Genomic DNA, 22,393 nt, shown 5'->3' with positions numbered 1-22,393 from the left:
AGAGTGCCCTGGCCGACCCCCGTTCAGGGTGGTTGGCCTCGCCAGGGTGACTGTTCCGCGTTCCGGCTATGACCCGGAACGGTCCGTTCCTCCGGATGGCGTTCTTGCTCCGGGTGACCACGTTGTTCACCGTTGTGACCACCGCTGGTTCGCCCACGTTCGAGCAGGAGGCCGTCCGTGCTGGTGAAGTCGAGCCAGGTTCACGCCGTACTGGCTCTGAGCCTGATGATGTGCCTGGTCGCGCCGGTCACCGCCGGAGCCGCGCCCGGAGTGCCTTCGACCTACCGCAACCAGATCGTGATGCAGGCCCAGCAGAAGAACCAGTGGTGCTGGGCCGGCGCGGGCAACACCATCGCCGCCTACCACGGCGCCGTGCTGAGCCAGCGGAAGTTCTGCCAGCTCGCGCACGGCGAGACCGGCCAGGACTGCGCCAACCGCACCGGCACGCTCGCCGATCCGCAGCGCGCCTTCGCCCGGCTCGGTTTCAGCTCGCCGGGCCGCTACCTCGACCGGCCCATCACCTACGCGGCGATCCGGGCGCAGACCGCGGCCGACCGGCCGGTGGAGACCCGGGTCGGCTTCCGCTCGGGCGGCGGGCACTCGCACGTCCTCTACGGCTACGACTCCGGCGGAGACTGGGTGTACTGGGGCGATCCGGGGCCGGCCAAGCGCTACAACTGGTCGACGTACGGCTTCTACACGCACAATTCGTCGTTCTCCTGGACGCACACGCTCACCGGGATCGCCCGATGAGCAGGCGAGTGCTGGCGCTCGCCGTGCTGACCGGCGCGGCGCTGCTGATGACGGCACCGGTGTCAGGCGCGGCCCAGTCCGCCGGCATCAGCAGCGCCGACGCCGTGGCCGCGCGGGCCGCGGCCGCGGACCTCCAGGACACCCTGGTCCGGTTCTTCGCTCAGGCTCCCGACGCCCGGGGCCCGGTCACGGTGCGGATCGCGCCGGACGCCTACCCCGTCTACGAGCTGTCGCCGGACTTCGTGGTGGGCAAGCCGGGCGCGGCGCCCGGCGACTTCGCCTACTTCGCCGTGCCGGCGCGGGCTTCCGACGGCCGGACCGCCACGCTCTGGTCGGTGCGCGGCGACGACGGCGCCTGGCAGGTGGGCAACATCGCTTCGGGCGACGTCGAAGGCACGTACGCCCGGCAGCTGCCCGCGGGAGCCCAGTTGCTGCACGAGCCCCAGGTCGACGCCTGGTACGCGGTGCGGGACGGCCACCTCACCCCGCTGGCCGGCGGGACCGCGGTCACCGTCGCCGACTACCAGCGGACCGTCGGCGCGCGCTACGCGGACAAGCTGCCCGGCTCGGCCTACGCCCGCGACGGCGAGGCCGGCGGCTACGACGCCACCTCCCAGGTGATGCCCCGCGGCGACGGCGGTCCTTCGGCCGCCAGCCACGACACCGGCTGGGTGCCGCTGCTGATCCTCGTCGGCGTGCTGGCGGTCAGCGGCGCCGGCTACGTCTTCCACCTGCGGCGGCACACCGCATAGACGAACCGGCGGGCTCGGCGTCGATCCCCTTCCACCGAGCCCGCCGGTCCACCACCGCTAGTGTGACCACTCGTGGGTCGATTGGTGGTCATCGAAGGGCTCGACGGCGCGGGCAAGCGCACGCTGGCCGACGGGCTGACGGCGGCGCTGGGGGCCAAGGGCGCGAGCGTGGCGTCGCTGGCGTTCCCGCGCTACGGCAAGAGCGTGCACGCGGACCTCGTGAAGGAGGCGCTGCACCGCGGGCACGGCGACCTCGCCGACTCGGTGTACGGCATGGCCGTGCTCTACGCGCTGGACCGCAGCGGCGCCGCGGACGACATCCGCGCGTTGCGCGAGACCCACGACGTCGTGCTGCTCGACCGGTACGTCGCCTCCAACGCCGCGTACGCCGCCGCGCGGCTGCGCCAGGACGCGACCGGCGACGTCGTGAAGTGGGTGCACGAGCTGGAAGTCGACCGCTTCGGGCTGCCCCGCCCGGACGCGCACCTGCTGCTGCGCGTCGCGCCCGCGGTGGCGGCCGAGCGCGCCGAACGCCGGGCGGTGACCGAGACCGACCGGGAGCGCGACGCCTTCGAAACCGACGACGGCCTGCAGCGGCGGTGCGCGGCGGTGTACGACGAGCTGGCCGCGTCCGGCTGGCTCGCGCCGTGGCACGTCCTGGACGGCGTCGCGGGCGTCGACCACGAAGCCCTCGCGACGACGCTGCTAGGTCAGTAGCCGGGCCGGGTCGAACCGCGCGATCGGGTGCGCGGTGGTGCCGTCGACCACCAGGTCCGCGAGCACCTCGCCGACCACCGGCGCGAACTTGAAGCCGTGGCCGGAAAAGCCGCAGGCGAGCACCACCCGCTCTTCGTCCGGGTGCGGAGCGAGCACGAAGCTCTCGTCGGCGGTGTCGGTGTACATGCACGTCGCCGCGCGGAGGAAGGCGCCGGGCAGCGTCGGCAGATGCCGCTTCACCGCCGTCGCGATCCGGTGGATCTCGTCGCCGGTCACCTCGCGGTCGATGCCATCGGGGGTGCACACGCCGCCCCCGCTGTGGAACGCCACCTTGACGCCGTCCGCGGGCGCGTTGTGCGCCGGGAAGCCGTAGAACGTGTAGCCGTCGCCCTCCCAGATGTAGACGGGGTGCCGCTGGAACGGCGCGACCCCGCCCGACGGCGCGAACCAGTACTGCACCTGCCGCCGGACGGTGAAGGCGACGCCGAAGTCGCGCAGCAGTTCCCCCGCCCACGCGCCGGGGCAGAGCACCAGCCGGTCCGCCGTGTAGTAGTTGTGCGACGTCCCGACGCGCACCCCGCCGGCCATGGTGCTCCAGGTGAACACCTTCTCCTCGTGGTGCAGTTCGGCGCCGCTGCGCGCGGCGAGCTGCAGGTGTGCGGCGACGCTGCCTTCGGGCGAGACCAGCCCGGCTCCCGGTTCGTACAGCGCGACTTCGTCCGGCGACGGCGCCATGGTCGGGAACCGCCGCCGGACCTCCCGCGCGTCCAGGAGTTCGTGCGGGATGCCGAAGGCCGCCGCCGAGGCCAGGCTGCCGGTGATCGTCCGCGAATCGGCCGTGCCGACCATGACGCCGCCGCAGCGGGTGAACAGCCGCCGCCCGCTGTCGCGTTCGAGGCCCGCCCACAGTTCGTGCGCCCGCAGCAGGAGCGGCACGTATTCGGGACCTTCGAGGTACGCCTGGCGCGTGATGCGCGAACCGCCGTGGCTCGACCCGCGGTTGTGCACCGGCGCGAACTGGTCGATGCCGAGCACCCGCTGCCCGCGCTGCCCCAGCCGGTACGCGGCGGCACTGCCCATGCCGCCGAGCCCGACGACGATGACGTCGTAGTGCGTCATGGCACCCTTCCGAAGTTGCGTCTTCGGCAACAACGTGCGTGGTGCGCGACGCGGTTGTCAAGCGCGGGCGAACTCCATGACCCAGTTGGACTCCCAGGTCCGCCCGCCGTCCGCGGAGAACCCCTGCTCCCACCGCGGCGCGGACGTGGTCGTGCCGGTCCAGGCGTAGTGCACCTTGATGGGGGTCCCTTCGTGGGTGTCGTCGCCGTAGAAGTCGCCGCGGCCGCCCTGGAACGCGCCCACGACCGGCGGCTGGAGCCGGCCGTCCCGGCTGTTGGCCCAGTACAGCGACCACTCTTCGCGCTCGACGTCGAAGAGCCGGAGGGTGCAGCCGCGGAACCCGAGGGTGGGGAAGGCGATTTCGTCCATGTTGCCGCTGCCGTCGAAGAGGGACCAGCAGGTCGTCGTGCCGGGGAACTCGGTCCAGTCGTCGCTGCCCGCGAGCGGCTTGCCGAGCCGCCGGTTCGTCACGGTCCAGGAGCCGAGGAGGAAGTCGAAGTCGTTCATGACGGAGAGCTTGGGGCGTCACCACTGACACCTTTTGTCAGTGGTGCCTGGCAGACTTCGCCGGGTGCGCGCGAGCCGGCTGGTGTCCCTGCTGTTGCTGCTGCAGAACCGCGGGCGGCTGAGCGCCGCGCGGCTGGCGGCGGAGCTCGGCGTGACCGCGCGGACGGTGTACCGCGACGTCGAAGCGCTCGCCGCCGCGGGCGTCCCGATCTACGCCGAAGGCGGCCCGAACGGCGGTTACCAGCTCATGGACGGCTACCGGACCCGGCTGACCGGCCTGACGGCGGGCGAAGCGGGTTCGCTCTTCCTCACCGGCCTGCCGCAACCGGCCGCCGAACTGGGGCTGGGCGCGCAGGTGGCCGCCGCCGAGCTGAAGCTGATGGCGGCGTTGCCGACGCCGTACCGGGACGCGTCGCTGCGCATCCGCCAGCGGTTCCACCTCGACGCGCCCGGCTGGTACCGCGAAGCCGACCCGGTGCCGCGGCTGGTCGCCGCCGCGGAAGCGCTGTGGGAGGACCGGGTCGTCGAGGTCCGCTACCGCCGCTGGTCGCCGTCGCCCGGGGTCGTGACGCGGCGGCTGCACCCGCTCGGCCTCGTCCTCAAGGCCGGGGTCTGGTACCTCGTCGCCGGGCCGGAACCGCGGACCTACCGCGTTTCGAACATCGAAGACCTGCGGCCGCTCGACGAACACTTCACCCGGCCCGGCGGCTTCGCGCTCGCGGACTTCTGGCGCGCGCACGTCGACCGCTACGAAGAAAGCGAAATCGACGAGACCGCCGTCGTCCGGCTGACGGCCGCGGGGATCGCGGCGCTGCCCGACGTCCTCGGCCCGAAGGCCGCCCGGCTCGTCTCCCGCACGCTCGGACCCGAGGACGCCGAGGGCTGGCGCCGCGCCCGCGTACCGCTGGAAAGCGTGTCCCACGCCGCCGCCGGGTTGCTGCGGCTCGGCGCCGGCGCGCAGGTGCTCGCGCCGCCGGAACTGGTGGCGCACATGGGAAACACCGTCGCGGCGATGGCCCGGCTGTACCCCTAGTCCCGGAAGTACCCGAGCTGCGCGGAAAGTTCGTCCGCCGCGTCGGTCATCGGGCGCACGACCTGCTTGACCCGCTGCTTCGAAAGCCGGTACGCCGGACCGGAAGCGCTCATCGCGGCGACGACGTCCCCGCCGGGGCCGTGGATCGGCACGGCGACCGCGTGCATGCCGAGTTCCAGCTCCTCGTAGCAAGCCGCGTAGCCGTCTTCGAGCACTCGCTCCAATTCGGACAGCAGCTCTTCCGGCTCGACCGTCGTGCGCGGCGTGTACTGCTCCAGCTTCCGCTTCAGCACCCGCTTGCGCTCGGCTTCGCCCATGTACGCCAGCAGGACCTTGCCGCTGGACGTCGCGTGCAGCGGCGTGCGCTGGCCGGTCCAGTTCTGCGTGGTGATCGCGGCCGAACCGCGGGCCTGGCTGATGTTGATGGCGACGCCGTCGTCCGCGATGGCGATGTTCACCGTCTCGCCCAGTTCCTCGGCGAGCGTCAGGCAGCTCGCGCGGCCGAGCTTCGCCAAGTCCATGCGGCCCGTCGCGGCGCCGGCGAGCCGGACGACGCCGAAGCCGATCGCGTACTTCCCGCGTTCCCCGAGCTGTTCGACGAGCCCTCTGGATTCCAGGACGCTGAGCAGCCGCGACGCCGTCGACTTGTGGACGCCCAGCTCGCCCGCGATCTCGGTGATGCCGGTTTCGCCGTGGCGGGCGAGCAGCTCCAGCACGCTGATCGCCCGGTCGACCGACTGCACCTGGCTCTGAGTTGCGTTGCCCGAGTCCTGGTTCCGCATAGCGCAACACTATCCGTTTCGTGCGTTTCCCATCGGCTGAGTGGGCGAATCTCTTGACGGACGCGGCCGTGAGGCCCGATTGTTGCGCCGGAGGCACGCCAGGCGCGCACTGCGCAACTTTCACGCACTGCCGCGACATCCGGCCAGCCGTTTCCCTGAACTCGCCTCTCAGGTCCGTGGAGGCCGCGCCGGAAACCCGCGCGGCCTCCACGGACCGTCCAAAGCCGCCGGTACCGGCACCCGGATGGAGCAGGGACGGGCCGCGATCTTGATCTTTCTGGTGGTCAAACACGCGGGTCGCGCGTCCGGCCGCCGGAACTAGTGCGAATATGTGGACATGAAGGCACGTGTTCTCGTGGTCGACGACGACCCCGCCCTCGCGGAGATGCTCACCATCGTGCTCCGTGGGGAGGGGTTCGACACGGCCGTGGTCGCCGACGGTTCCCGCGCGCTGCCCGCGCTGCGGGAGCTGAAACCCGACCTCGTCCTGCTCGACCTGATGCTGCCCGGGATGAACGGGATCGACGTCTGCAAGGCGATCCGCGCCGAGTCCGGGGTGCCGATCGTCATGCTCACCGCCAAGAGCGACACCGTCGACATCGTCCTCGGCCTGGAGTCCGGCGCGGACGACTACGTCGTCAAGCCGTTCAAGCCGAAGGAGCTGGTCGCGCGGGTGCGGGCCCGGATGCGCCGCACCGAGGCCGAGCCCGCGGAGTCGCTGACCATCGGGGACCTGGCGATCGACGTGCCGGGGCACGAGGTCACCCGCGAGGGCAAGGCCATCCCGCTGACCCCGCTGGAGTTCGACCTGCTGGTCGCGCTGGCCCGCAAGCCGCGCCAGGTGTTCACCCGCGAGGTGCTGCTGGAGCAGGTCTGGGGCTACCGGCACGCGGCCGACACCCGGCTGGTCAACGTGCACGTCCAGCGGCTGCGTTCCAAGGTGGAGAAGGACCCGGAACACCCCGAGGTGGTGTTGACCGTTCGCGGCGTCGGGTACAAGGCCGGCCCGCCGTGATGCGTCGATGACCCTCGCGACCGGCAGACGGCTCCCCGCGTTCGCGCGTTCGACGGCACGCCTGATGCGGCGTGTCGTCGTTTTCGCGCGCCGTCGCGCGATCGCGTTCAACGAGCTGTGGAAGCACTCGCTGCAGTTCCGGGTCACCGTGTCGACCCTCGCGCTGTCCTCCGCCGTGGTCTTCGTGCTGGGCATGGTCCTGCAGAACCAGATCACCGAGCGGCTGCTGGACACCAAGCGGGACGCGGCGATCGCGCAGACCCGCGCCGCGGCCGAGACGGCGGCCGGCGAACTGGTCGGCCTCGGCGGCGAGGGGCGCGACGCGACGACCAACCGGCTCGAGAACGCGCTGAAGAAGATCGCGATCACACCGACCAGCCAGGACGCTGCCGGGTCGGCGGCCGGCACGTTCGTCCCGGTGCTCGCCAGCGGCGGCCACGACCAGTCCGGTGACGAGCCGGCGTCCGCGGGCCCGTACGAGAACGTGCCGCCGCGGCTGCGCCAGTTCGTCGAGGCCGACCAGATGAGCTGGCTCGAGCACACCGTCCCGGACACGATGGGCGGGCGCACGACGTACCTGATCGTCGGCATCCCGCTGAACACCGTCGCGAGCCCGCTGCAGCTGTACTTGCTCTTCCCGCTGACGACCGAGCAGAACACCGTCGCGACCGTGCAGAACACGCTGCTGGTCGGTGGGCTCGTGCTGCTGCTCCTGCTGGCGGGCATCACGAACCTGGTGACCCGGCAGGTGGTGCGCCCGGTCCGCCAGGCCGCCGCGGCGGCCGAGCAGTTCGCGGGCGGTGACCTCGACCAGCGGCTCGCCGTGCTCGGTGAGGACGACCTGGCGAAGCTCGCCGTGTCCTACAACGGGATGGCCGCCAGCATCCAGCGCCAGATCCGCCAGCTCGAGGAGTTCGGCGGGCTGCAGCGCCGGTTCACCTCCGACGTCTCGCACGAGCTGCGCACGCCGCTGACCACCGTCCGGATGGCCGCGGACGTGCTGCACGCGTCCCGCGAGCAGTTCCCGGCCGGGCTGGCCCGGTCGACCGAGCTGCTGGTCGACGAGCTCGACCGGTTCGAAGCGCTGCTCGGCGACCTGCTGGAAATCAGCAGGCTGGACGCCGGCGTCGAGGAGCTGGCCGCGGAGTTCATCGACGTCCGCCCGATCGCGACCCGCGCGGTCGAGCAGGTGCGGGTGATCGCCGGCAACGCGGGCAGCTCGGTCGAGCTGGTGCTGCCCGACGACGAGGTGATCGCGGAGGTCGACGCCCGGCGCGTCGAGCGGATCCTGCGCAACCTGCTCGCGAACGCCGTCGACCACAGCGAAGGCCGGCCGGTGGTGCTCCGCGTCGGGGCGAACGAGACGGCGGTCGCCATCACGGTCCGGGACCACGGCGTCGGCCTGCGGCCCGGCGAAGCGGACCTGGTGTTCAACCGGTTCTGGCGCGCCGACCCGTCGCGCAACCGGCGCACCGGCGGCACCGGGCTCGGCCTGGCGATCAGCCAGGAGGACGCGCGCCTGCACGGCGGCGAGCTCGACGCGTGGGGCGAATCCGGCTACGGCGCCTGCTTCCGGCTGGTGCTCCCGCGCCGCCAGGACGTGCCGGCCGGCGACCCGCCGCTGACGCTGCCGCCGCCGGACCACGTCCCGGCCGAGGTGCCGCTCGGGATCATCGACGTCACGCCGGCGCCGGAAGCGATCTTCGCGGAACGTGAGGGAATCGGTCAGTGACACCACAATCTTTCCGGGGGGCCGGGTGGCGAAGCCCCCGGCTCGGGGCGAAGCCCCGGTTGGCGCGGCTTCTGGTGTCCTTGCTGTGTTTCGTGGTGCTCGCCGGCTGCGCCAACGTGCCGCTGGAATCGCAGCCCGTGGTCGTCCCCGGTGAACGCCAGGGCCAGGGCTCGGGTGACGTGGTGGCCGAGCCGCGGCCGGACCTCGACCCGCTGACGCTGGTCCGGGAGTTCGTCCGCGCGACGCTCAAGCCGGGCCAGAACAACGCGGCCGCGCGCGCCTACCTGGACGACGCCGGCCGGGCGAGCTGGCGGCCGAGCCGCAGCCTGACGATCATCCAGAACACCTTCGGCACGGTCTACGACACGAACCCGCAGCCCGACCCGAACACCCAGGTCGTCAACGTGCGCGGGAGCGACATCGGCACGCTGGACCAGAACAACGCGTTCGTGCCGGACTTCAGCCCGGCGTTGCTGCAGGTCAAGGTGCGCAAGCAGCCGACCGGCCAGTGGCGGATCGTCGACCCGCCCGCCGACCTGTACGCGACCGAGTCCGACTTCAGCGAGAACTACACGCCGGTCCCGGTGAGCTTCTACTCGGAGTCGTCGAACACCTTCGTCCCGGACCGGCGCTACGTCGTCGCGAAGCCGCAGTCCGGGCTGCCGGGCCGGGTGATGGACCTGCTGGTCGGCGGCCCGTCGACGAGCCTGGCCGGCGCGGTGAAGAACTTCCTCGGCGAGCCGGTCGAGATCGACACGAACGTCAAGAGCCTCGACGACGGCACGCTGGTCGTCCCGCTGACCGGGCTGGCCGGGGTGTCCGACGACACCCGGAACCTGATCGCCGCGCAGATCGTCCTTTCGCTCCAGTACGTCACGTCGGCGCGGATCCGGATCCTCGCCGACGGCGCCCCGCTGGTGCCGAACCACCCGGACTGGCGCCTGAACGACCTCCCGGCGTACGGCTCGACGCTGTCGCCGAACCTGGAGCTCCAGGGCCTGATGACGGTCGGCGGCCGCGTCCGCTCCCTCGGTGACGGCACCCCGGTCCCCGGCCCGGCCGGCAACGGCGGCTACGACGTGGTGAGCGCGGCCCAGTCCCTGGACGGCAAGCGCCTGGCGGTGGTGGAGCGCGACGGCGGCGGCGTCCGCCTGCGGATCGGCGACCTGGGACGCGAGCTGTCCCAGGTGGCCCTCGGCGGCACGACACTGAGCCGCCCGACGTGGCGTCCCGGCACCGGCGAGGTGTGGACGGTGGTCGACAGCCTGTCGGTGGGCCGGATGGTGGTCAACCAGAACGGCGTCTGGACGGCGCTGGGCGTCAACGCGACGGACCTGAACCAGCAGGGCGAGATCTCGGAACTCAGGTTCTCCCGCGACGGCGCCCGCGTGGCCGCGGTGATCAAGGGCCAGCTGTGGGTGGCCTCGGTGGTCGGTGTCGGCGACTCGGTTTCGCTGCGGGAGCCCCGCCACCTCCAGCCCCACGACCTCGAAGACGTGGTCGACGTCGACTGGGTCGCCCAGGACAACCTGGTGGCGGTGACGAAGTCCTCCTCCCAGCCGGTGGTCCGCGTGACGGTGGACGGCCAGCGCATGGACGCGTTCAACAGCTCCAACCTGACGCCCCCGGTCCACGGCGTGACGGCGGCCCCCGGCCGCCAGATCGTGGTGGCCGACCTCAGCGGCCTGTGGACGGCTTCGGTGCTGGGCGAGGTGTGGCGGCCGCAGGCCCACACGATGAAGGACGCGGACCCGTTCTACCCGGGGTGATTTCACTCGTGTGGGTGGCGGCTGGGTGTTCGAAACTGTCGGTGGTGGTCGTGAGACTGTCCGTGTGCTGGAGAAGCTGCTCGATCTGGTGATCCCCCGCCGCTGCGCCGCCTGTGGGGCGCGCGGCGAGCCGTGCTGCGCGCGGTGCGGGGAGGTCTGGGGTTCGGTCCGGGAGGTTTTTCGGGTGCCGACGACGGGGTTGGTCCGGGTGTTCGCACTGGCCCGCTACCACGGCGTGGGACGGCGGTTGCTGATCGCTTACAAGGAGCGGGGGCGGCGGGACCTGGCGCCGTCGTTGGGGCGGGCTTTGGCGGAGGCGGTGGTGGAGCTGCCGCTGGGTCGGGTTGGTTCCGGTGAGCGGGCTGATGCCTCCGGAGCCGCCTCGGCCGTCCGAGCGCGGGAGGTCGCTCCGGCCGGCCATCTCGCCGGTGCGGTGGCCTCCCCGGCACGCATGTCTGGGGTCGGCTCGCCGGTGCAGGTGCGCGAGGCAGGTTCCGCCGCCTCGGTTGCCCGCGAGCGCGAGACCCAAGTCGGCACGACTGCTTCCCCGGCACCGCCGCCGCGGTCGATCTGCCTGGTTCCGGCGCCAAGCCGCCCCTCGGCATCCCGAGTGCGCGGCGGTCCGCACATCGAGCGCCTCGCGAACGCCGCCGCAAAGGTCCTGGCCGCGAGCGGCGTCGAAGTGGCGGTCGCCCCGGCACTGGAACTGGCCGGCAGCGCCCGCGACGCCGTCGGCCTGGGCCGTGCGGAACGGGTCGCCAACCTGGCCGGCCGCCTGCGGTTCCGCGAGGCCGGCCGCCCGCCTCCGGGCTGTCTCGTCGTGGTGCTGGACGACGTGGTCACGACCGGGGCCACCGCGGCAGCCTGCGCCAGCGCGCTGGCCGCGGCCGGGGTCACGGTCTCCGCCGTCCTGACCCTGCTCTCAGCCGGGTGAACCGCCGGTCGTCCATGACCCCACCATGGCACCGCGGCCCGGGAAACGCACACCCGAATCCCGCCGGACACAAACCCCGCACGTCCACACCATCAAATCCAACGCGGTACCGGTTCCGCCGACAACGACCCCCGAACCACCCCAAAAGAAACACCGCACCCGGGTGAACCCACCCGTCACCTACACGAGTGATGCCACCCGGGAACGCGAACGCCCCGGCGCCCGTTGTCCGGGCATGAGGGTGTCGATCACGACCACTCGGCCGCCACACCACTCCACCGGAGTGGCGGCTGCGCCGGACGAGGCCGTCACCCTCGGCGTCCACCTGGAGGAAGCGATGCGCCGTCCGTGTGAAAGCACGCTCCGTGCACTGCGTCCGACCAGCGGGTGTTTTCTGGTGTTCATCCCGCGATCACTGCGCGGGGTGACGGAGTCTCATTCCTCGACATCCCCCGGCTCGGGGGCTGTTGCAACGGGCGTGAGGAAGCTAACGTGCTCCGCTATCAGCAATCCCCGCAGGCAGGGAGGTGACGAGCCCATGTCCCTGGCGCCGGAGGTGCGCTGAGTCCGCGCTCGGGCCCCGGCACGAGACGTCGTGAACCGTTCCCGAGTTCCTTCTCAGCCCGCGATCCGGGCTCACGTCCCCGCAATACCGGCGCCGTGTGAAAACACAACAGCTCGCAGTCATCGAAGCGAGGGAGGTCGTGTATGGACATCGTCGTTAAGGGCCGCAACGTGGAGGTGCCCGACCACTATCGGGCGCTTGTCAGCGAAAAGCTGGCCCGGCTCGAGCGCTACGACAGGAAAGTCATCCGGTACGACGTGGAACTGTTCCACGAACCCAACCGACGCCAGGCCAAGAGCTGCCAGCGCGTCGAGATCACCGGAAAGGGGCGGGGCCCGGCCGTGCGCGCAGAAGCGTGTGCCGCCGACTTCTACGCAGCGCTTGATTCCGCAGTCACCAAGCTGGAAAACCGGCTGCGGAGGACACACGACCGGAGGCGTGTGCACTACGGGCGCAGCCGCCCGGAATCGGTCGCCGAAGCGACCTCGATGCTGCCCGGTGGTGGATCCCCGGCCGCAGCCAGTCCCGCCGCGAGTACCGCGGTGTTGGAGGCACCCGAAGCCCTGCCGCAGACGAACGGCTTCGCGAGTGCCGACGAGATACACCTGCCCCAGCAGCAGAGCTGGGCCGACGACGACCTCGGTCACCAGCCCGGTCGCGTCGTTCGCGAGAAGCAGCACACCGCGGAGCCCATGACGGTGGACCAGGCTCTCTACGAGATGGAGCTGGTCGGCCACGACTTCTACCTCTTCAACGACTCCGAAGCAGGCCGGCCCAGCGTGGTCTACCGGCGGAAAGGCTTCGACTACGGCGTGATCCGGCTCGGCTGAGCCGGCTCTAAGGAGGCCTTCGCGGACGGCCCGCACGCGCTCGCGTGCGGGCCCTCCGCATGTCAGGACGTACGGCGTGTGCACACGACGGCCACCGTTCCCTACGATGGGGGTGGGAAGGTGGCGCCGAACACGGCCGCCACCGCGGGAGAACCTGCCCGGGACCGGCCCGGGCGTGCTCATATTCAGCTAGTGAGGTCGACCGGATGGTGCTGAACCGCCTGCTCCGCGCGGGTGAGGGCAAGATGGTGAAGCGGCTGCGCAACATCGCCGATCACATCAACACCCTCGAAGACGACGTCAAGGACCTGACCGACGCCGAGCTGCGGGCCAAGACCGAGGAGTTCCGCAAGCGGAACGGCGACGGCGAGTCCCTCGACGAGCTGCTGCCGGAGGCCTTCGCGGTCGTCCGGGAGGCGGCCAAGCGGGTGCTCGGCCAGCGTCACTTCGACGTCCAGCTGATGGGCGGCGCCGCCCTGCACCTCGGCCAGGTCGCCGAGATGAAGACCGGTGAGGGCAAGACGCTCACCTGCGTCCTCCCGGCGTACCTCAACGCCATCCCCGGCAAGGGCGTCCACGTCGTCACGACGAACGACTACCTGGCCAAGCGCGACTCGGAGTGGATGGGCCGCATCCACCGCTTCCTCGGCCTCGAGGTCGGCGTGATCCTCTCCGAGCAGCAGCCGGACGTCCGGCGCAGCCAGTACAACGCCGACATCACCTACGGCACGAACAACGAGTTCGGCTTCGACTACCTGCGCGACAACATGGCGTGGAGCCTCGACGACTGCGTGCAGCGCGGGCACAACTTCGCCGTGGTCGACGAGGTGGACTCGATCCTCATCGACGAGGCGCGGACGCCGCTGATCATCTCGGGCCCGGCGGACCAGTCGTCGCGCTGGTACGTCGAGTTCGCCCGGCTCGCGCCGCTGATGCAGGGCATCGACACCACCACGATGGGGTCGCGCGAGCGCACCGAGAAGACGAACCTGATCAACTCGAAGTACCACTACGAGGTCGACCAGCGGAAGCGCACCGTCGCCGTCACCGAGAAGGGCGTCCGGTTCGTCGAGGACCAGCTCGGCATCGAGAACCTCTACGAAGCCGCGAACACCCCGCTGGTCGGGTACCTGAACAACGCGCTGAAGGTCCAGGAGCTCTTCCACAAGGACAAGGACTACATCGTCCGCAACGGCGAAGTCATGATCGTCGACGAGTTCACCGGGCGCATCCTGGTCGGCCGCCGCTACAACGAGGGCATGCACCAGGCGATCGAGGCGAAGGAAAAGGTCGAGATCAAGGCCGAGAACCAGACCCTCGCGACGATCACGCTGCAGAACTACTTCCGGCTGTACGAAAAGCTTTCCGGCATGACCGGTACGGCCGAGACCGAAGCCGCGGAGTTCCACCAGACCTACAAGCTGGGTGTGGTGCCGATCCCGACGAACCGGCCGATGATCCGCGTCGACCAGGCGGACCTGATCTACAAGACCGAGCAGGCCAAGTTCGAGGCCGTCGCCGAGGACATCGCCGAGCGGCACGAGAAGGGCCAGCCGGTCCTGGTCGGCACGACCAGCGTCGAGAAGTCCGAGCACCTGTCGAAGCTGCTGGTGAAGCTGAGCGTGCCGCACGAGGTGCTGAACGCGAAGCACCACGACCGGGAGGCGCTGATCGTCGCGCGCGCCGGCCAGAAGGGCGCCGTCACGGTCGCCACGAACATGGCCGGTCGCGGTACCGACATCGTGCTGGGCGGCAACCCCGACCTCATCGCCGACCAGGTGCTGCGCGAGCGCGGCCTGGACCCGGTCGAGCACTCCGAGGAGTACGAGGCCGCGTGGCCCGAGGTCCTCGAGCAGGTCAAGGCCGAGTCGAAGGCCGAGGGCGAAGAGGTCCGCGAGGCGGGCGGCCTGTACGTGCTGGGCACCGAGCGGCACGAGTCGCGCCGCATCGACAACCAGCTGCGCGGCCGGTCCGGCCGTCAGGGCGACCCGGGCGAGTCCCGCTTCTACCTCTCGCTCGGTGACGAGCTCATGCGCCGCTTCAACGCGACCATGGTCGAGCGCGTCATGACGACCATGCGGCTGCCCGACGACGTGCCGATCGAGCACAAGATGGTCTCCAAGGCCATCAAGAGCGCGCAGACCCAGGTCGAGCAGATCAACATGGAGCAGCGCAAGGACGTCCTCAAGTACGACGAGGTCATGAACGAGCAGCGCAAGGTGATCTACGCCGAGCGCCACCGCGTGCTGGCCGGCGAGAACCTGCGCGACCAGATCGAGGGCATGCTCGAGGACGTCGTCAACGCCTATGTGGACGGTGCGACCGCCAACGGCTACGCCGAGGACTGGGACCACGAGAAGCTGTGGACGGCGCTGAAGCAGCTGTACCCGGTCAGCGTCGACTGGGACGACCTGATGGAGGACGGTGACCTCGACGCGGCCGGCCTGCGCGAGGCCCTGCTCCAGGACGCCCGCCGCGCCTACGACAACCGCGAGGCGGAGATCAACGCGCTCGTCGGGCCGGAGGGCATGCGGACCCTGGAGCACCAGGTGATGCTGACGGTCCTCGACCGCAAGTGGCGTGAGCACCTCTACGAGATGGACTACCTCAAGCAGGGCATCGGCATGCGGGCGCTCGCGCAGCGCGACCCGCTGATCGAGTACCAGCGCGAGGGCTTCGACATGTTCCGCGCGATGCTCGACTCGCTGAAGGAGGAGGCCGTCGGCTTCCTGTTCAACCTGCAGGTCGAGCGGGCCGAGGCGCCGCCGGCGGAGGAAGCCGCGGCGCTGCCGACGGGCGTTGCCGCCGGCAACGGCCAGGCGGCCGAAGGCCGGCACGCGCGGCCGGCGCCGCCGCAGCCGCCGACGACCGACACCGAGTCCGTCCCGGCCGCGCTGCGCGGCAAGGGCCTCGGCGGCGGTGGCCAGCCGACGGGCGTGACGCTGTCCGGTCCGGGCGAGGACGGCGAGGTCGAGTCCCACGCCGACGGTGGCGCGCAGGCCGCGGGCGGCGGGAGCGGCAGCCGCCGGGATCGCCGCGCCGCGCAGCGCGACGCGCAGAAGAAGGGCAAGAAGGGCCCGCGTCGCTGACGTGGGCAGGCACACCGGGGCGCGTGGCTCAGCCACGCGCCCCGGTGTCGTGAACGGGGGATTCGTGACGCAGGTGGCAGCCGATCCGCAGGAGTTCTTCGCACTGTTCGCGGCCGATCGCCGGCCCGACCCGTACCCGCACTACGCGCGTTGGCGCGAACGCCGGCCGGTCGCCGAACTGGCCGCGGGGATGTTCGCCGTCAGCGGCCTCGCCGAAGCCACGCAGGTGCTGCGCGACCCGGCGTTCGGGCACCCGGAACCCGAGTACCTGGATCCGGCGGACCGCCTTCCGGACCAGCCGGTCGACGAGTCGGGACGCGTGGTCCGGGCGTTCCTGTCGCTGAACCCGCCCGACCACACGCGGCTGCGGCGCCTGGTGGCGAAGGCGTTCACCCCGCGGATGGTGGAGCGGCTGGCGCCGCGGATCGAAGAGCTCACGGCGGAGTCGCTCGCCCGCGACCGCGGCGAGTTCGACCTGATGACGTCGCTCGCGAAGCCGTTGCCGGTCGAGGTGATCGCCGAACTGCTGGGCGTCCCCCTGGACGACCGCGAGCAGTTCGCGGCCTGGTCGCACGCGATGGCCCGCGCACTGGACCCGCCGTTCCTGCAACGCCCGGAGACGGTCGAACCGGCGGTGAAGGCGCGGCAGTCGTTCGTCGGCTACTTCCGCGAGCTGGCGGCCCGGCGCCGGAGCGAGCCGGGGGAGGACCTGCTGTCCGCGCTGGTGGCGGTCTCCGACGCGGGGGACGCGCTCACCGAGGGCGAGCTGCTGGTGACGCTCACGCTGCTGCTGATCGCGGGCCACGAGACGACGACGAACCTGATCGGCAACGGCGTGCTGGCGCTGCTGCGCCACCCGGCGGGCCTCCGGGCCGTGGCGGACGCCCCGGACCGGGTGGTGGAGGAGGTGCTGCGCTACGACTCGCCGGTTCAGCTGACCGCGCGCACGGCGCTGCGCGACACCACGCTCGGCGCGGTCCCGGTCCCGGCGGGCAGCCAGGCGGTCGTCGTACTGGGCGCGGCCAACCGCGACCCGGCGGCGGGCCCGGACCCGGACGAGTTCGACCCGGCCCGGCCCGCGGCCCGCCACCTGGCGTTCGGCCAGGGCATCCATTTCTGCCTGGGCGCGCCGCTGGCGAGGCTGGAGGGCCGGATCGTGTTCCGCGAACTGGCCCGGCGGCTCCCGGACCTGCGACTGGCGGGCCCCCCGGAGTGGAACCCGACGACCACCCTGCGCGGCCTGTCGACGTTGCCGGTCGCGCGCTGAAGGCCACCTTCAGGGCACTGGAGGTGGCCTTCGGAGACCACGCACGACCGGCCTACCTCACGCCGCTCGCCGCAGTGGCCGGCCCGGGTGCTGGGGCTTGAGCACCGCGAAGCGCACGCACCGCCACCCCCTCGCCGTCCGCGTGAACCGGGCCGCCAGCGCGAACGACCGGCCGTCCGCCTCCACCCGCGCGCACGCCTCGATCACGTCCGGGGCCGGGGTGCACGTGTGGATCGTCTGCGTCCGGTGCCGCGGCCGGGTCCGGCTGGGGCCGCTGAAACCCGCGTACACCTCCGGCGCCACCAGTGCGCGGACCTGGGCCGCCGGGCGGCGGCCGTCGTAGGCCTCCAGCAGCATGTTGAGCACGCGGCCCACTTCGCTCGCTTCGAGCTGCCGCGGCGCCGGGCACCGGGCACCGCCGCGACGGTGTTCCAGCGGCGTCACCGACGGCGGCGGCCCCGCCCGCCTGGCCGCTTCGCAGTGGATGAGCGTTCGCAGGCGGTGTTCCTCGATCATTTCGTCCCCTCCTGGACTCGGCATTTCCCCACCTCCGCGGCTTAGAGGCGGGAACGGGCCGGAAAGGCGACGGGAATCGCACAATCCGGGCGAGATCCGCCGAACCGTGGGAATCCTCGGCAGTGTTGCGCTATGCGAGACAGCGCGTTGCCGCCCGGCTATGGTGTGCCGGGTGCTGAAAGGGCTATTGGTCGATTTCGCCGGAGTTCTCACGGACCCCGACGCCGGCCGGTTCTACGACTACCTGGCGGCCGCGCGCGAGCGAGGCGTCCGCACCGCGCTCCTGTCGAACGCCCCGGGGGCGTCGGCCGAGGTCAAGAACACGATGTTCGACTATTTCGACGCGCTGGTGTTTTCCGGCGAGGTCGGCGTGGCCAAGCCGGACCCGGCGGTCTACCTGATCGCGGCGGACCGCCTCGGACTGCCCGCGGTGCGTTGCGCGTTCGTCGACGACTCCGCGACGAACATCCGCGGCGCCGTCCAGGCGGGCATGGTCGGCGTGCACCACCGGTCGGTCGAAGAGACGCTCGCCGAACTGAACGTGTTGTTCCCGCACGGCTGAGTAGTCAGCGGGCGCGGCGCACCAATTCGAATGACAAGACCGCCGCGGCGGCGGAGACGTTGAGCGACTCGACGTCACCGGGCATGGGAATCGACACCCATTCCGTGACGAGCTCGCCGACTTCTTCGCCGACGCCGGCCGTCTCACCGCCGAGGACGAACGCCGCGCGCTGCGGCAGGTCGACGTCGAACACCGTGGTGCGCGCCGAAGCGCCCAGCGCGTAGATCGCGTAGCCCGCCTCGGTGAGCATCTCCGCCGCTTCGCGCGCCGAGCCGCAGCGCAGCACCGGAGCGCGGAACGCGACTCCGGCCGAAGCTTTGACCACCAGCGGGTCCAGCGCCGCCACGCCGCGGCGCGGCACGATCACTCCCGCCAGCCCGGCTGCGGTCGCCGTCCGCAGGATCATGCCGACGTTCGCGGGGGTGGTGATGCCGTCCAGCAGCAGCACTCGCGACGGCGGCCGCCGGTCGGCCAGCGCAGCGGACAGCGCCCGCATCCGCGGCGCGACGACGTCGGCGAGCACGCCCTGGTCCTGCTTGCCGTTGCCGGCGAGCACCTTGACCCGGTGCGCGCTGGCGCGCTGCACCGCCACGCCGGCCTCCTTGGCCGCGCGCTGGATCTCCGCCGCGCCGGGGCCGCGAGCGGTGTCGGCGAGGATCACCTTGTCCACGCGCAGGGCGTCGTCCGCCAGCGCCTCGAGCACCGGCTTGCGGCCGTACACGGTCAGGAAGCGGTCTTTCGGCGAGACCGTCGACTCATCACCCACACCCGGCAGTCTCGCACTGTGCGACGATCGGCTCATGCCCGACCGCCTTTCCGCGCTGGACGCCTCGTTCCGCTACGTCGAGGACCACGCGACGCCGATGCACGTCGGCGGGGTGGCGATCTTCGAGCGGCCCCGGTCCGGGTTCACCTACGCGCAGCTGATGGACCTCGTCGGCGCGCGGCTGGCGTACCTGCCGCGGTACCGGCAGCGCGTGCTGGAGGTGCCGGGCCACCTGGCGCGGCCGGTGTGGGTGGACGACGTCGACTTCGACCTCAACTACCACGTCCGGCGTTCGGCGCTGCCCCAGCCGGGCAGCGACGAGCAGCTGTTCGACCTGGTCGCGCGGCTGATGTCGCGGCGGCTGGCGCCCGAGCGGCCGCTCTGGGAGGCGTACTTCATCGAGGGGCTGGCCGGGGACCGCGTCGCGCTGGTGACGAAGACGCACCAGTCCGTTGTGGACGGTGTCGGCACGATCGAGCTCGGCCAGCTCATCCTCGACCCGACGCCGGCCGAGCCGGAACCGTTCGAGGACATCTGGACGCCGCGGCGCGAGCCGAGCCGCACGCAGCTGGTGCTCGACGCGGTCAGCGAGGGCATCCAGCGGCCGGGCGAGGTCGTCGAGAACGTCCGCTCGGCGGCGAACGACGCGTTCGCGGCGGCGGGCAAGTTCGCCGAGACCGTCGGCGGCGTGACGTCGACTCTGCGCACGCTGGTGAAGCCGGCGCCGACCGGCCCGCTGAACGTCCGGGTGTCCGGCGGCCGCGTGTTCTCCGTGGTCCGGACGCGGCTGGAGGACTTCCGCAAGATCCGCGCGGCGCACGGCGGCACGGTCAACGACGTCGTCCTCGCGGCCATCACCGGCGCGCTGCGCGAATGGCTGCTTTCGCGCGAGGAGCCGCTGACCCCGCACACGACGATCCGCGCACTGGTGCCGCTGGCGGTCCGCGACGCGGAGACGGCCGAGTTTTCGACGCCGGCGCTGGTCGGCAACCAGGTGGCCGCGTACCTGGTGGACCTGCCGGTCGGCGAGCCGAACCCGGTGCTGCGCCTGCAGCACATCGGCCACGCGATGGCCGAGCACCTGGATTCGGGCCGTTCCGTGGCGGCCCGCGGCCTGCTCAAGGTCGGCGGCTTCGCCCCGGCTACGCTCCATTCGCTCGGCGCGCGAGCGGCGGGGTCGCTGTCGGGGCGCATCTTCAACGTCATGGTGACCAATTCGCCGGGCCCGCAGGTGCCGATGTACGCGGGAGAGGCCAGACTGGTCGAGATGTTCCCGGTGATGCCGCTGATGCGCACCCAGGCGCTGGCGATCGGGGTGACGTCCTACCACGGCGGCGTCTACTTCGGACTGAACGGCGACCGCAAGGCCGCTTTCGACGTCGACCTGCTGGCCGGGATGATCGAAGAATCCTTGGAAGAGCTGAAGGGTGCGCACTGGTGAGGGTTTATCTGCCTGCGACCATCGCGATGCTTCGCGACCTCGAGTCCTCGGGGGAGTTCCGCGCCCGCAGCGGAACGGCGTTCGCGCTGACGCCGGCGTTGCGCGAGGCGTACGTGAGCGGGTCCGACGAGGAACTGGAGTACGCGGCCCTGCTGGACGCCGCGCGCGCCTCGCTGCGCCTGATCGCGGCGGAGGAGAAGGGCGAGCCGCGCCGGGTGGTGATTTCGGCGGACGTCGAGGGCGTGACGCCGCGGCCGGACCTGGACGCCCCGGTCGTCCGCATCGGCGGCCCGATCCCGCTGAAGGCGGTGGCGGCGATCCACGTGGACGCGCCTGAGGCAGCCGAAGCGGTGTCGGCGGCGGCCGCGGTGATCGACGCGGCTGACCTGGGGGATCCGGACGCGGAGTTCACTTTGGGCGATGCCGAGGATCATGAACTGGCTTGGTACGCGCCGCAGGAACTGCCGTTCTTGCTGGAGCTGCTCTGAGTTGTCCACAGGTGGGTTCACCTGTGGACAACCCGGGGGATCAGTCCTCCGTGAACCAATCCGGACCCGGCACCGGACGCTCGCACTTCCACCCGGTCGCCGTCATGAGCTTCGTCGAATCGACCCGCTGCGACCGCCCCATCGGCTCCGCCGGCGGGATCCGCGACACCAGCCACTTCGGCAACGCCCGAGCCCGGCGCACCCCGGCCGCGGCGGCCAGCGCCGCGCCCAGGTCGCGCTTCAAAACAGGCGGCGCGCCCACGTTGTAAACCCCTGAAGGCGCGTCCAGTGCCGCCACCGCGGCCGCGGCCGCATCCGTCGGGTGAATCGCCGTCGTCCAGTCCGTGCGTGCGCCCATGATCAGTGGCGCACCTCGACGGGCGGCTGCGAGCAGGGTCGACGTCATCGGGTCCGGACCCAGCAGTGTGCCGATCCGCAGCCGCACCACCGTCCGGTCCGTCAACGCCGCCACGTTCGAGTGCGCCTCGACCGAAGACGCCGTGACCACGCCCGGACGCAGGGAAGCCTCCTCAGCCAGCAGCGCCGAACCCCCGTCGGCGTACACGAACGAGATCCCCTCCTGTACGACGATCCGCACCTCCTCGACCTGCCGGACCGCTGCCACCAAGGCCGCGCTCCCCGCACGACGGACCTGGTCGTTCAGCGCCCAAGCCGCCTTGCTCGTCAGCTTCGCCGGAATCCGCGTAGCCAAGTTCACGACCGCGTCGTGGCCGCGCAGGGCCGCCACCAGCGAATCGACCGAAAACAAGTCACCCGCGACGGCCTTCGCGCCCGCCGGCACTCGCGAAGACGAATGGGTCAGGGCACTCACCTCGTGGCCGTCGGCCAGCAGCCGGGTCACCGCCGGCCGGCCCAGTACGCCCGTCGCCCCGATCACCAGCACCCGCATGTCCTTCTCCCTTCGTCGGAGAGCGGACGAGGCAGCGGGCGGGAACGTGACTACCCCACCTCGCCCGGGGGCGGCGGCTGGACGTCGACCGGGGTACCCCAGTCCGAATAGCGCGTGGTGATGCGCGCTTCGGAGCCCTGCAGGATCGGGGTCAGGTCGAGCACGATCCGCAGCGGCCGGTGCGCGTCGTCGAGCCACAGCTCCACCGGGAACTTGCCGAGGCGCCCGGCGGACTCCGGGGGCAGGCCCGCGGGCAGGTCCGTGCCCAGGCGGGCCAGGTCCAGGTCGACGCGGTAGTGCTCCGCCGCCACGCCGTCCAGCCGGCCGCGCTCGGCCGAGACGATCGTGCCCGCCGTCCGGATCTCGCCCAGTGTGTGCGCCGGGTCGTTCTGCGCCGCCAGCTGCGCCAGGCTGCCGCCGAGCACCTGGGAGAACGGGTCGCTGCCGTCCGCCGCGACCACCACCCACGGCTTCCCCGCGCCGACCTCGTCGCGCGAGCCCTCCGGCACCTTCGCGTACAGCTTGCCCGCCACCAGGCGCAGCTCCATCGGCTCGCCGATGAAGTCGGTCGTCATCACCTGGGACATCCCGCCGGCGCCGAAGCGCGCCTGGCCCTGGCCCTTCGACCGGACCTCGCCCACCGCGACGTCCGTGGCGAACTTCGCCGAGCCGCTGCCCGTGGTGGCCGCCGTCGCGGCGTCGGCCAGCGCCCGCGCGTCGCTGAACGCGGGTGGGGACGGCGGGCCGGAGCAGCCGGCGAGCAGGACGAACAGCAGCACGACGGCGGCTTTGCGCATGGTGCCAACAAAAACACAGCGGCTCCCCCGAACCCGTTCGGGGGAGCCG

Annotated in this window: 21 protein-coding genes; 14 read left to right on the top strand and 7 right to left on the bottom strand. The window is 71.6% G+C overall.

The features are described 5' to 3' along the window. Nucleotides 1–177: 177 nt before the first annotated feature. The 3 genes from AB5J73_RS04825 (at nucleotide 178) to AB5J73_RS04815 (ending at nucleotide 2,222) form a co-directional block, all read left to right on the top strand. Complete coding sequence (locus AB5J73_RS04825; protein WP_370968504.1) at nucleotides 178–753, top strand: papain-like cysteine protease family protein; 576 nt, start codon at nucleotides 178–180, stop codon at nucleotides 751–753. After that, complete coding sequence (locus tag AB5J73_RS04820) at nucleotides 750–1,505, top strand: hypothetical protein (RefSeq protein WP_370968503.1); 756 nt, start codon at nucleotides 750–752, stop codon at nucleotides 1,503–1,505. The genes AB5J73_RS04825 and AB5J73_RS04820 overlap by 4 nt, the downstream gene beginning before the upstream one ends. Before the next feature lie 84 nt (nucleotides 1,506–1,589). After that, nucleotides 1,590–2,222, top strand: a complete 633-nt coding sequence (locus tag AB5J73_RS04815; protein ID WP_370972933.1) for a dTMP kinase — start codon at nucleotides 1,590–1,592, stop codon at nucleotides 2,220–2,222. Here the strand turns inward: AB5J73_RS04815 and solA are convergent. Beyond that, nucleotides 2,211–3,341: an N-methyl-L-tryptophan oxidase gene (gene solA, locus AB5J73_RS04810; protein ID WP_370968502.1), complete on the bottom strand. Its 1,131-nt coding sequence runs from the start codon at nucleotides 3,339–3,341 to the stop codon at nucleotides 2,211–2,213. The genes AB5J73_RS04815 and solA overlap by 12 nt on opposite strands. 57 nt (nucleotides 3,342–3,398) lie before the next feature. Then, complete coding sequence (locus AB5J73_RS04805; RefSeq protein ID WP_370968501.1) at nucleotides 3,399–3,848, bottom strand: hypothetical protein; 450 nt, start codon at nucleotides 3,846–3,848, stop codon at nucleotides 3,399–3,401. Nucleotides 3,849–3,912: 64 nt separating this feature from the next. On the opposite strand from AB5J73_RS04805, the gene AB5J73_RS04800 reads away from it, so the two are divergent. Then, complete coding sequence (locus AB5J73_RS04800) at nucleotides 3,913–4,881, top strand: helix-turn-helix transcriptional regulator (RefSeq protein WP_370968500.1); 969 nt, start codon at nucleotides 3,913–3,915, stop codon at nucleotides 4,879–4,881. Here the strand turns inward: AB5J73_RS04800 and AB5J73_RS04795 are convergent. Continuing rightward, nucleotides 4,878–5,663, bottom strand: a complete 786-nt coding sequence (locus AB5J73_RS04795; RefSeq protein ID WP_370968499.1) for an IclR family transcriptional regulator — start codon at nucleotides 5,661–5,663, stop codon at nucleotides 4,878–4,880. The genes AB5J73_RS04800 and AB5J73_RS04795 overlap by 4 nt on opposite strands. A 337-nt stretch (nucleotides 5,664–6,000) precedes the next feature. On the opposite strand from AB5J73_RS04795, the gene mtrA reads away from it, so the two are divergent. From mtrA to AB5J73_RS04760, 7 genes are all read left to right on the top strand, one after another. Then, nucleotides 6,001–6,678: an MtrAB system response regulator MtrA gene (mtrA, locus tag AB5J73_RS04790; protein WP_005150760.1), complete on the top strand. Its 678-nt coding sequence runs from the start codon at nucleotides 6,001–6,003 to the stop codon at nucleotides 6,676–6,678. Nucleotides 6,679–6,685: 7 nt separating this feature from the next. Then, on the top strand, nucleotides 6,686–8,410 hold the full coding sequence (mtrB, locus tag AB5J73_RS04785) for an MtrAB system histidine kinase MtrB (RefSeq protein ID WP_370968498.1): 1,725 nt from the start codon (nucleotides 6,686–6,688) through the stop codon (nucleotides 8,408–8,410). Nucleotides 8,411–8,469: 59 nt separating this feature from the next. Beyond that, a complete protein-coding gene (locus AB5J73_RS04780) occupies nucleotides 8,470–10,179 on the top strand; it encodes an LpqB family beta-propeller domain-containing protein (RefSeq protein WP_370968497.1) in 1,710 nt (569 codons plus the stop codon). 64 nt (nucleotides 10,180–10,243) lie between these two features. Further along, complete coding sequence (locus AB5J73_RS04775; RefSeq protein WP_370968496.1) at nucleotides 10,244–11,113, top strand: ComF family protein; 870 nt, start codon at nucleotides 10,244–10,246, stop codon at nucleotides 11,111–11,113. A 708-nt stretch (nucleotides 11,114–11,821) separates the two neighbouring features. After that, nucleotides 11,822–12,508, top strand: a complete 687-nt coding sequence (gene hpf / locus AB5J73_RS04770; protein ID WP_370968495.1) for a ribosome hibernation-promoting factor, HPF/YfiA family — start codon at nucleotides 11,822–11,824, stop codon at nucleotides 12,506–12,508. A gap of 206 nt (nucleotides 12,509–12,714) precedes the next feature. Next, entirely contained in the window at nucleotides 12,715–15,597 is a 2,883-nt protein-coding gene (gene secA / locus AB5J73_RS04765; RefSeq protein WP_370968494.1) for a preprotein translocase subunit SecA, read from the top strand. Between the two features lie 64 nt (nucleotides 15,598–15,661). Continuing rightward, nucleotides 15,662–16,864, top strand: coding sequence for a cytochrome P450 (locus tag AB5J73_RS04760; RefSeq protein ID WP_370968493.1), 1,203 nt, complete (start codon nucleotides 15,662–15,664; stop codon nucleotides 16,862–16,864). Between the two features lie 57 nt (nucleotides 16,865–16,921). Here AB5J73_RS04760 and AB5J73_RS04755 read toward each other — a convergent pair whose 3' ends face one another. Continuing rightward, nucleotides 16,922–17,380, bottom strand: a complete 459-nt coding sequence (locus AB5J73_RS04755; protein WP_370968492.1) for an Rv3235 family protein — start codon at nucleotides 17,378–17,380, stop codon at nucleotides 16,922–16,924. A gap of 187 nt (nucleotides 17,381–17,567) precedes the next feature. Between AB5J73_RS04755 and AB5J73_RS04750 the strand changes: the two genes are divergently transcribed. Then, nucleotides 17,568–17,942: an HAD-IA family hydrolase gene (locus AB5J73_RS04750; protein WP_370972930.1), complete on the top strand. Its 375-nt coding sequence runs from the start codon at nucleotides 17,568–17,570 to the stop codon at nucleotides 17,940–17,942. Nucleotides 17,943–17,946: 4 nt separating this feature from the next. Here the strand turns inward: AB5J73_RS04750 and AB5J73_RS04745 are convergent, their stop codons facing one another. After that, complete coding sequence (locus AB5J73_RS04745; protein ID WP_370968491.1) at nucleotides 17,947–18,708, bottom strand: TrmH family RNA methyltransferase; 762 nt, start codon at nucleotides 18,706–18,708, stop codon at nucleotides 17,947–17,949. 34 nt (nucleotides 18,709–18,742) lie between these two features. On the opposite strand from AB5J73_RS04745, the gene AB5J73_RS04740 reads away from it, so the two are divergent. Both AB5J73_RS04740 and AB5J73_RS04735 read left to right on the top strand, forming a co-directional pair. After that, nucleotides 18,743–20,149 (top strand): wax ester/triacylglycerol synthase family O-acyltransferase, encoded by a 1,407-nt coding sequence (locus tag AB5J73_RS04740; RefSeq protein WP_370968490.1) that lies wholly within the window; start codon nucleotides 18,743–18,745, stop codon nucleotides 20,147–20,149. After that, entirely contained in the window at nucleotides 20,146–20,637 is a 492-nt protein-coding gene (locus AB5J73_RS04735; protein ID WP_370968489.1) for a hypothetical protein, read from the top strand. The genes AB5J73_RS04740 and AB5J73_RS04735 overlap by 4 nt, the downstream gene beginning before the upstream one ends. Nucleotides 20,638–20,677: 40 nt before the next feature. Here AB5J73_RS04735 and AB5J73_RS04730 read toward each other — a convergent pair whose 3' ends face one another. Beyond that, nucleotides 20,678–21,547, bottom strand: coding sequence for an NAD-dependent epimerase/dehydratase family protein (locus tag AB5J73_RS04730; protein WP_370968488.1), 870 nt, complete (start codon nucleotides 21,545–21,547; stop codon nucleotides 20,678–20,680). 50 nt (nucleotides 21,548–21,597) lie between these two features. Next, on the bottom strand, nucleotides 21,598–22,344 hold the full coding sequence (locus tag AB5J73_RS04725) for a hypothetical protein (protein WP_370968487.1): 747 nt from the start codon (nucleotides 22,342–22,344) through the stop codon (nucleotides 21,598–21,600). Nucleotides 22,345–22,393: the final 49 nt, after the last annotated feature.

It is taken from the genome of Amycolatopsis sp. cg9 (genome assembly GCF_041346945.1).
Classification (GTDB): domain Bacteria; phylum Actinomycetota; class Actinomycetes; order Mycobacteriales; family Pseudonocardiaceae; genus Amycolatopsis.
The sequence above is the reverse complement of the archived record's forward strand: the minus strand, read 5'-3'. Positions and strand labels throughout refer to the sequence as shown.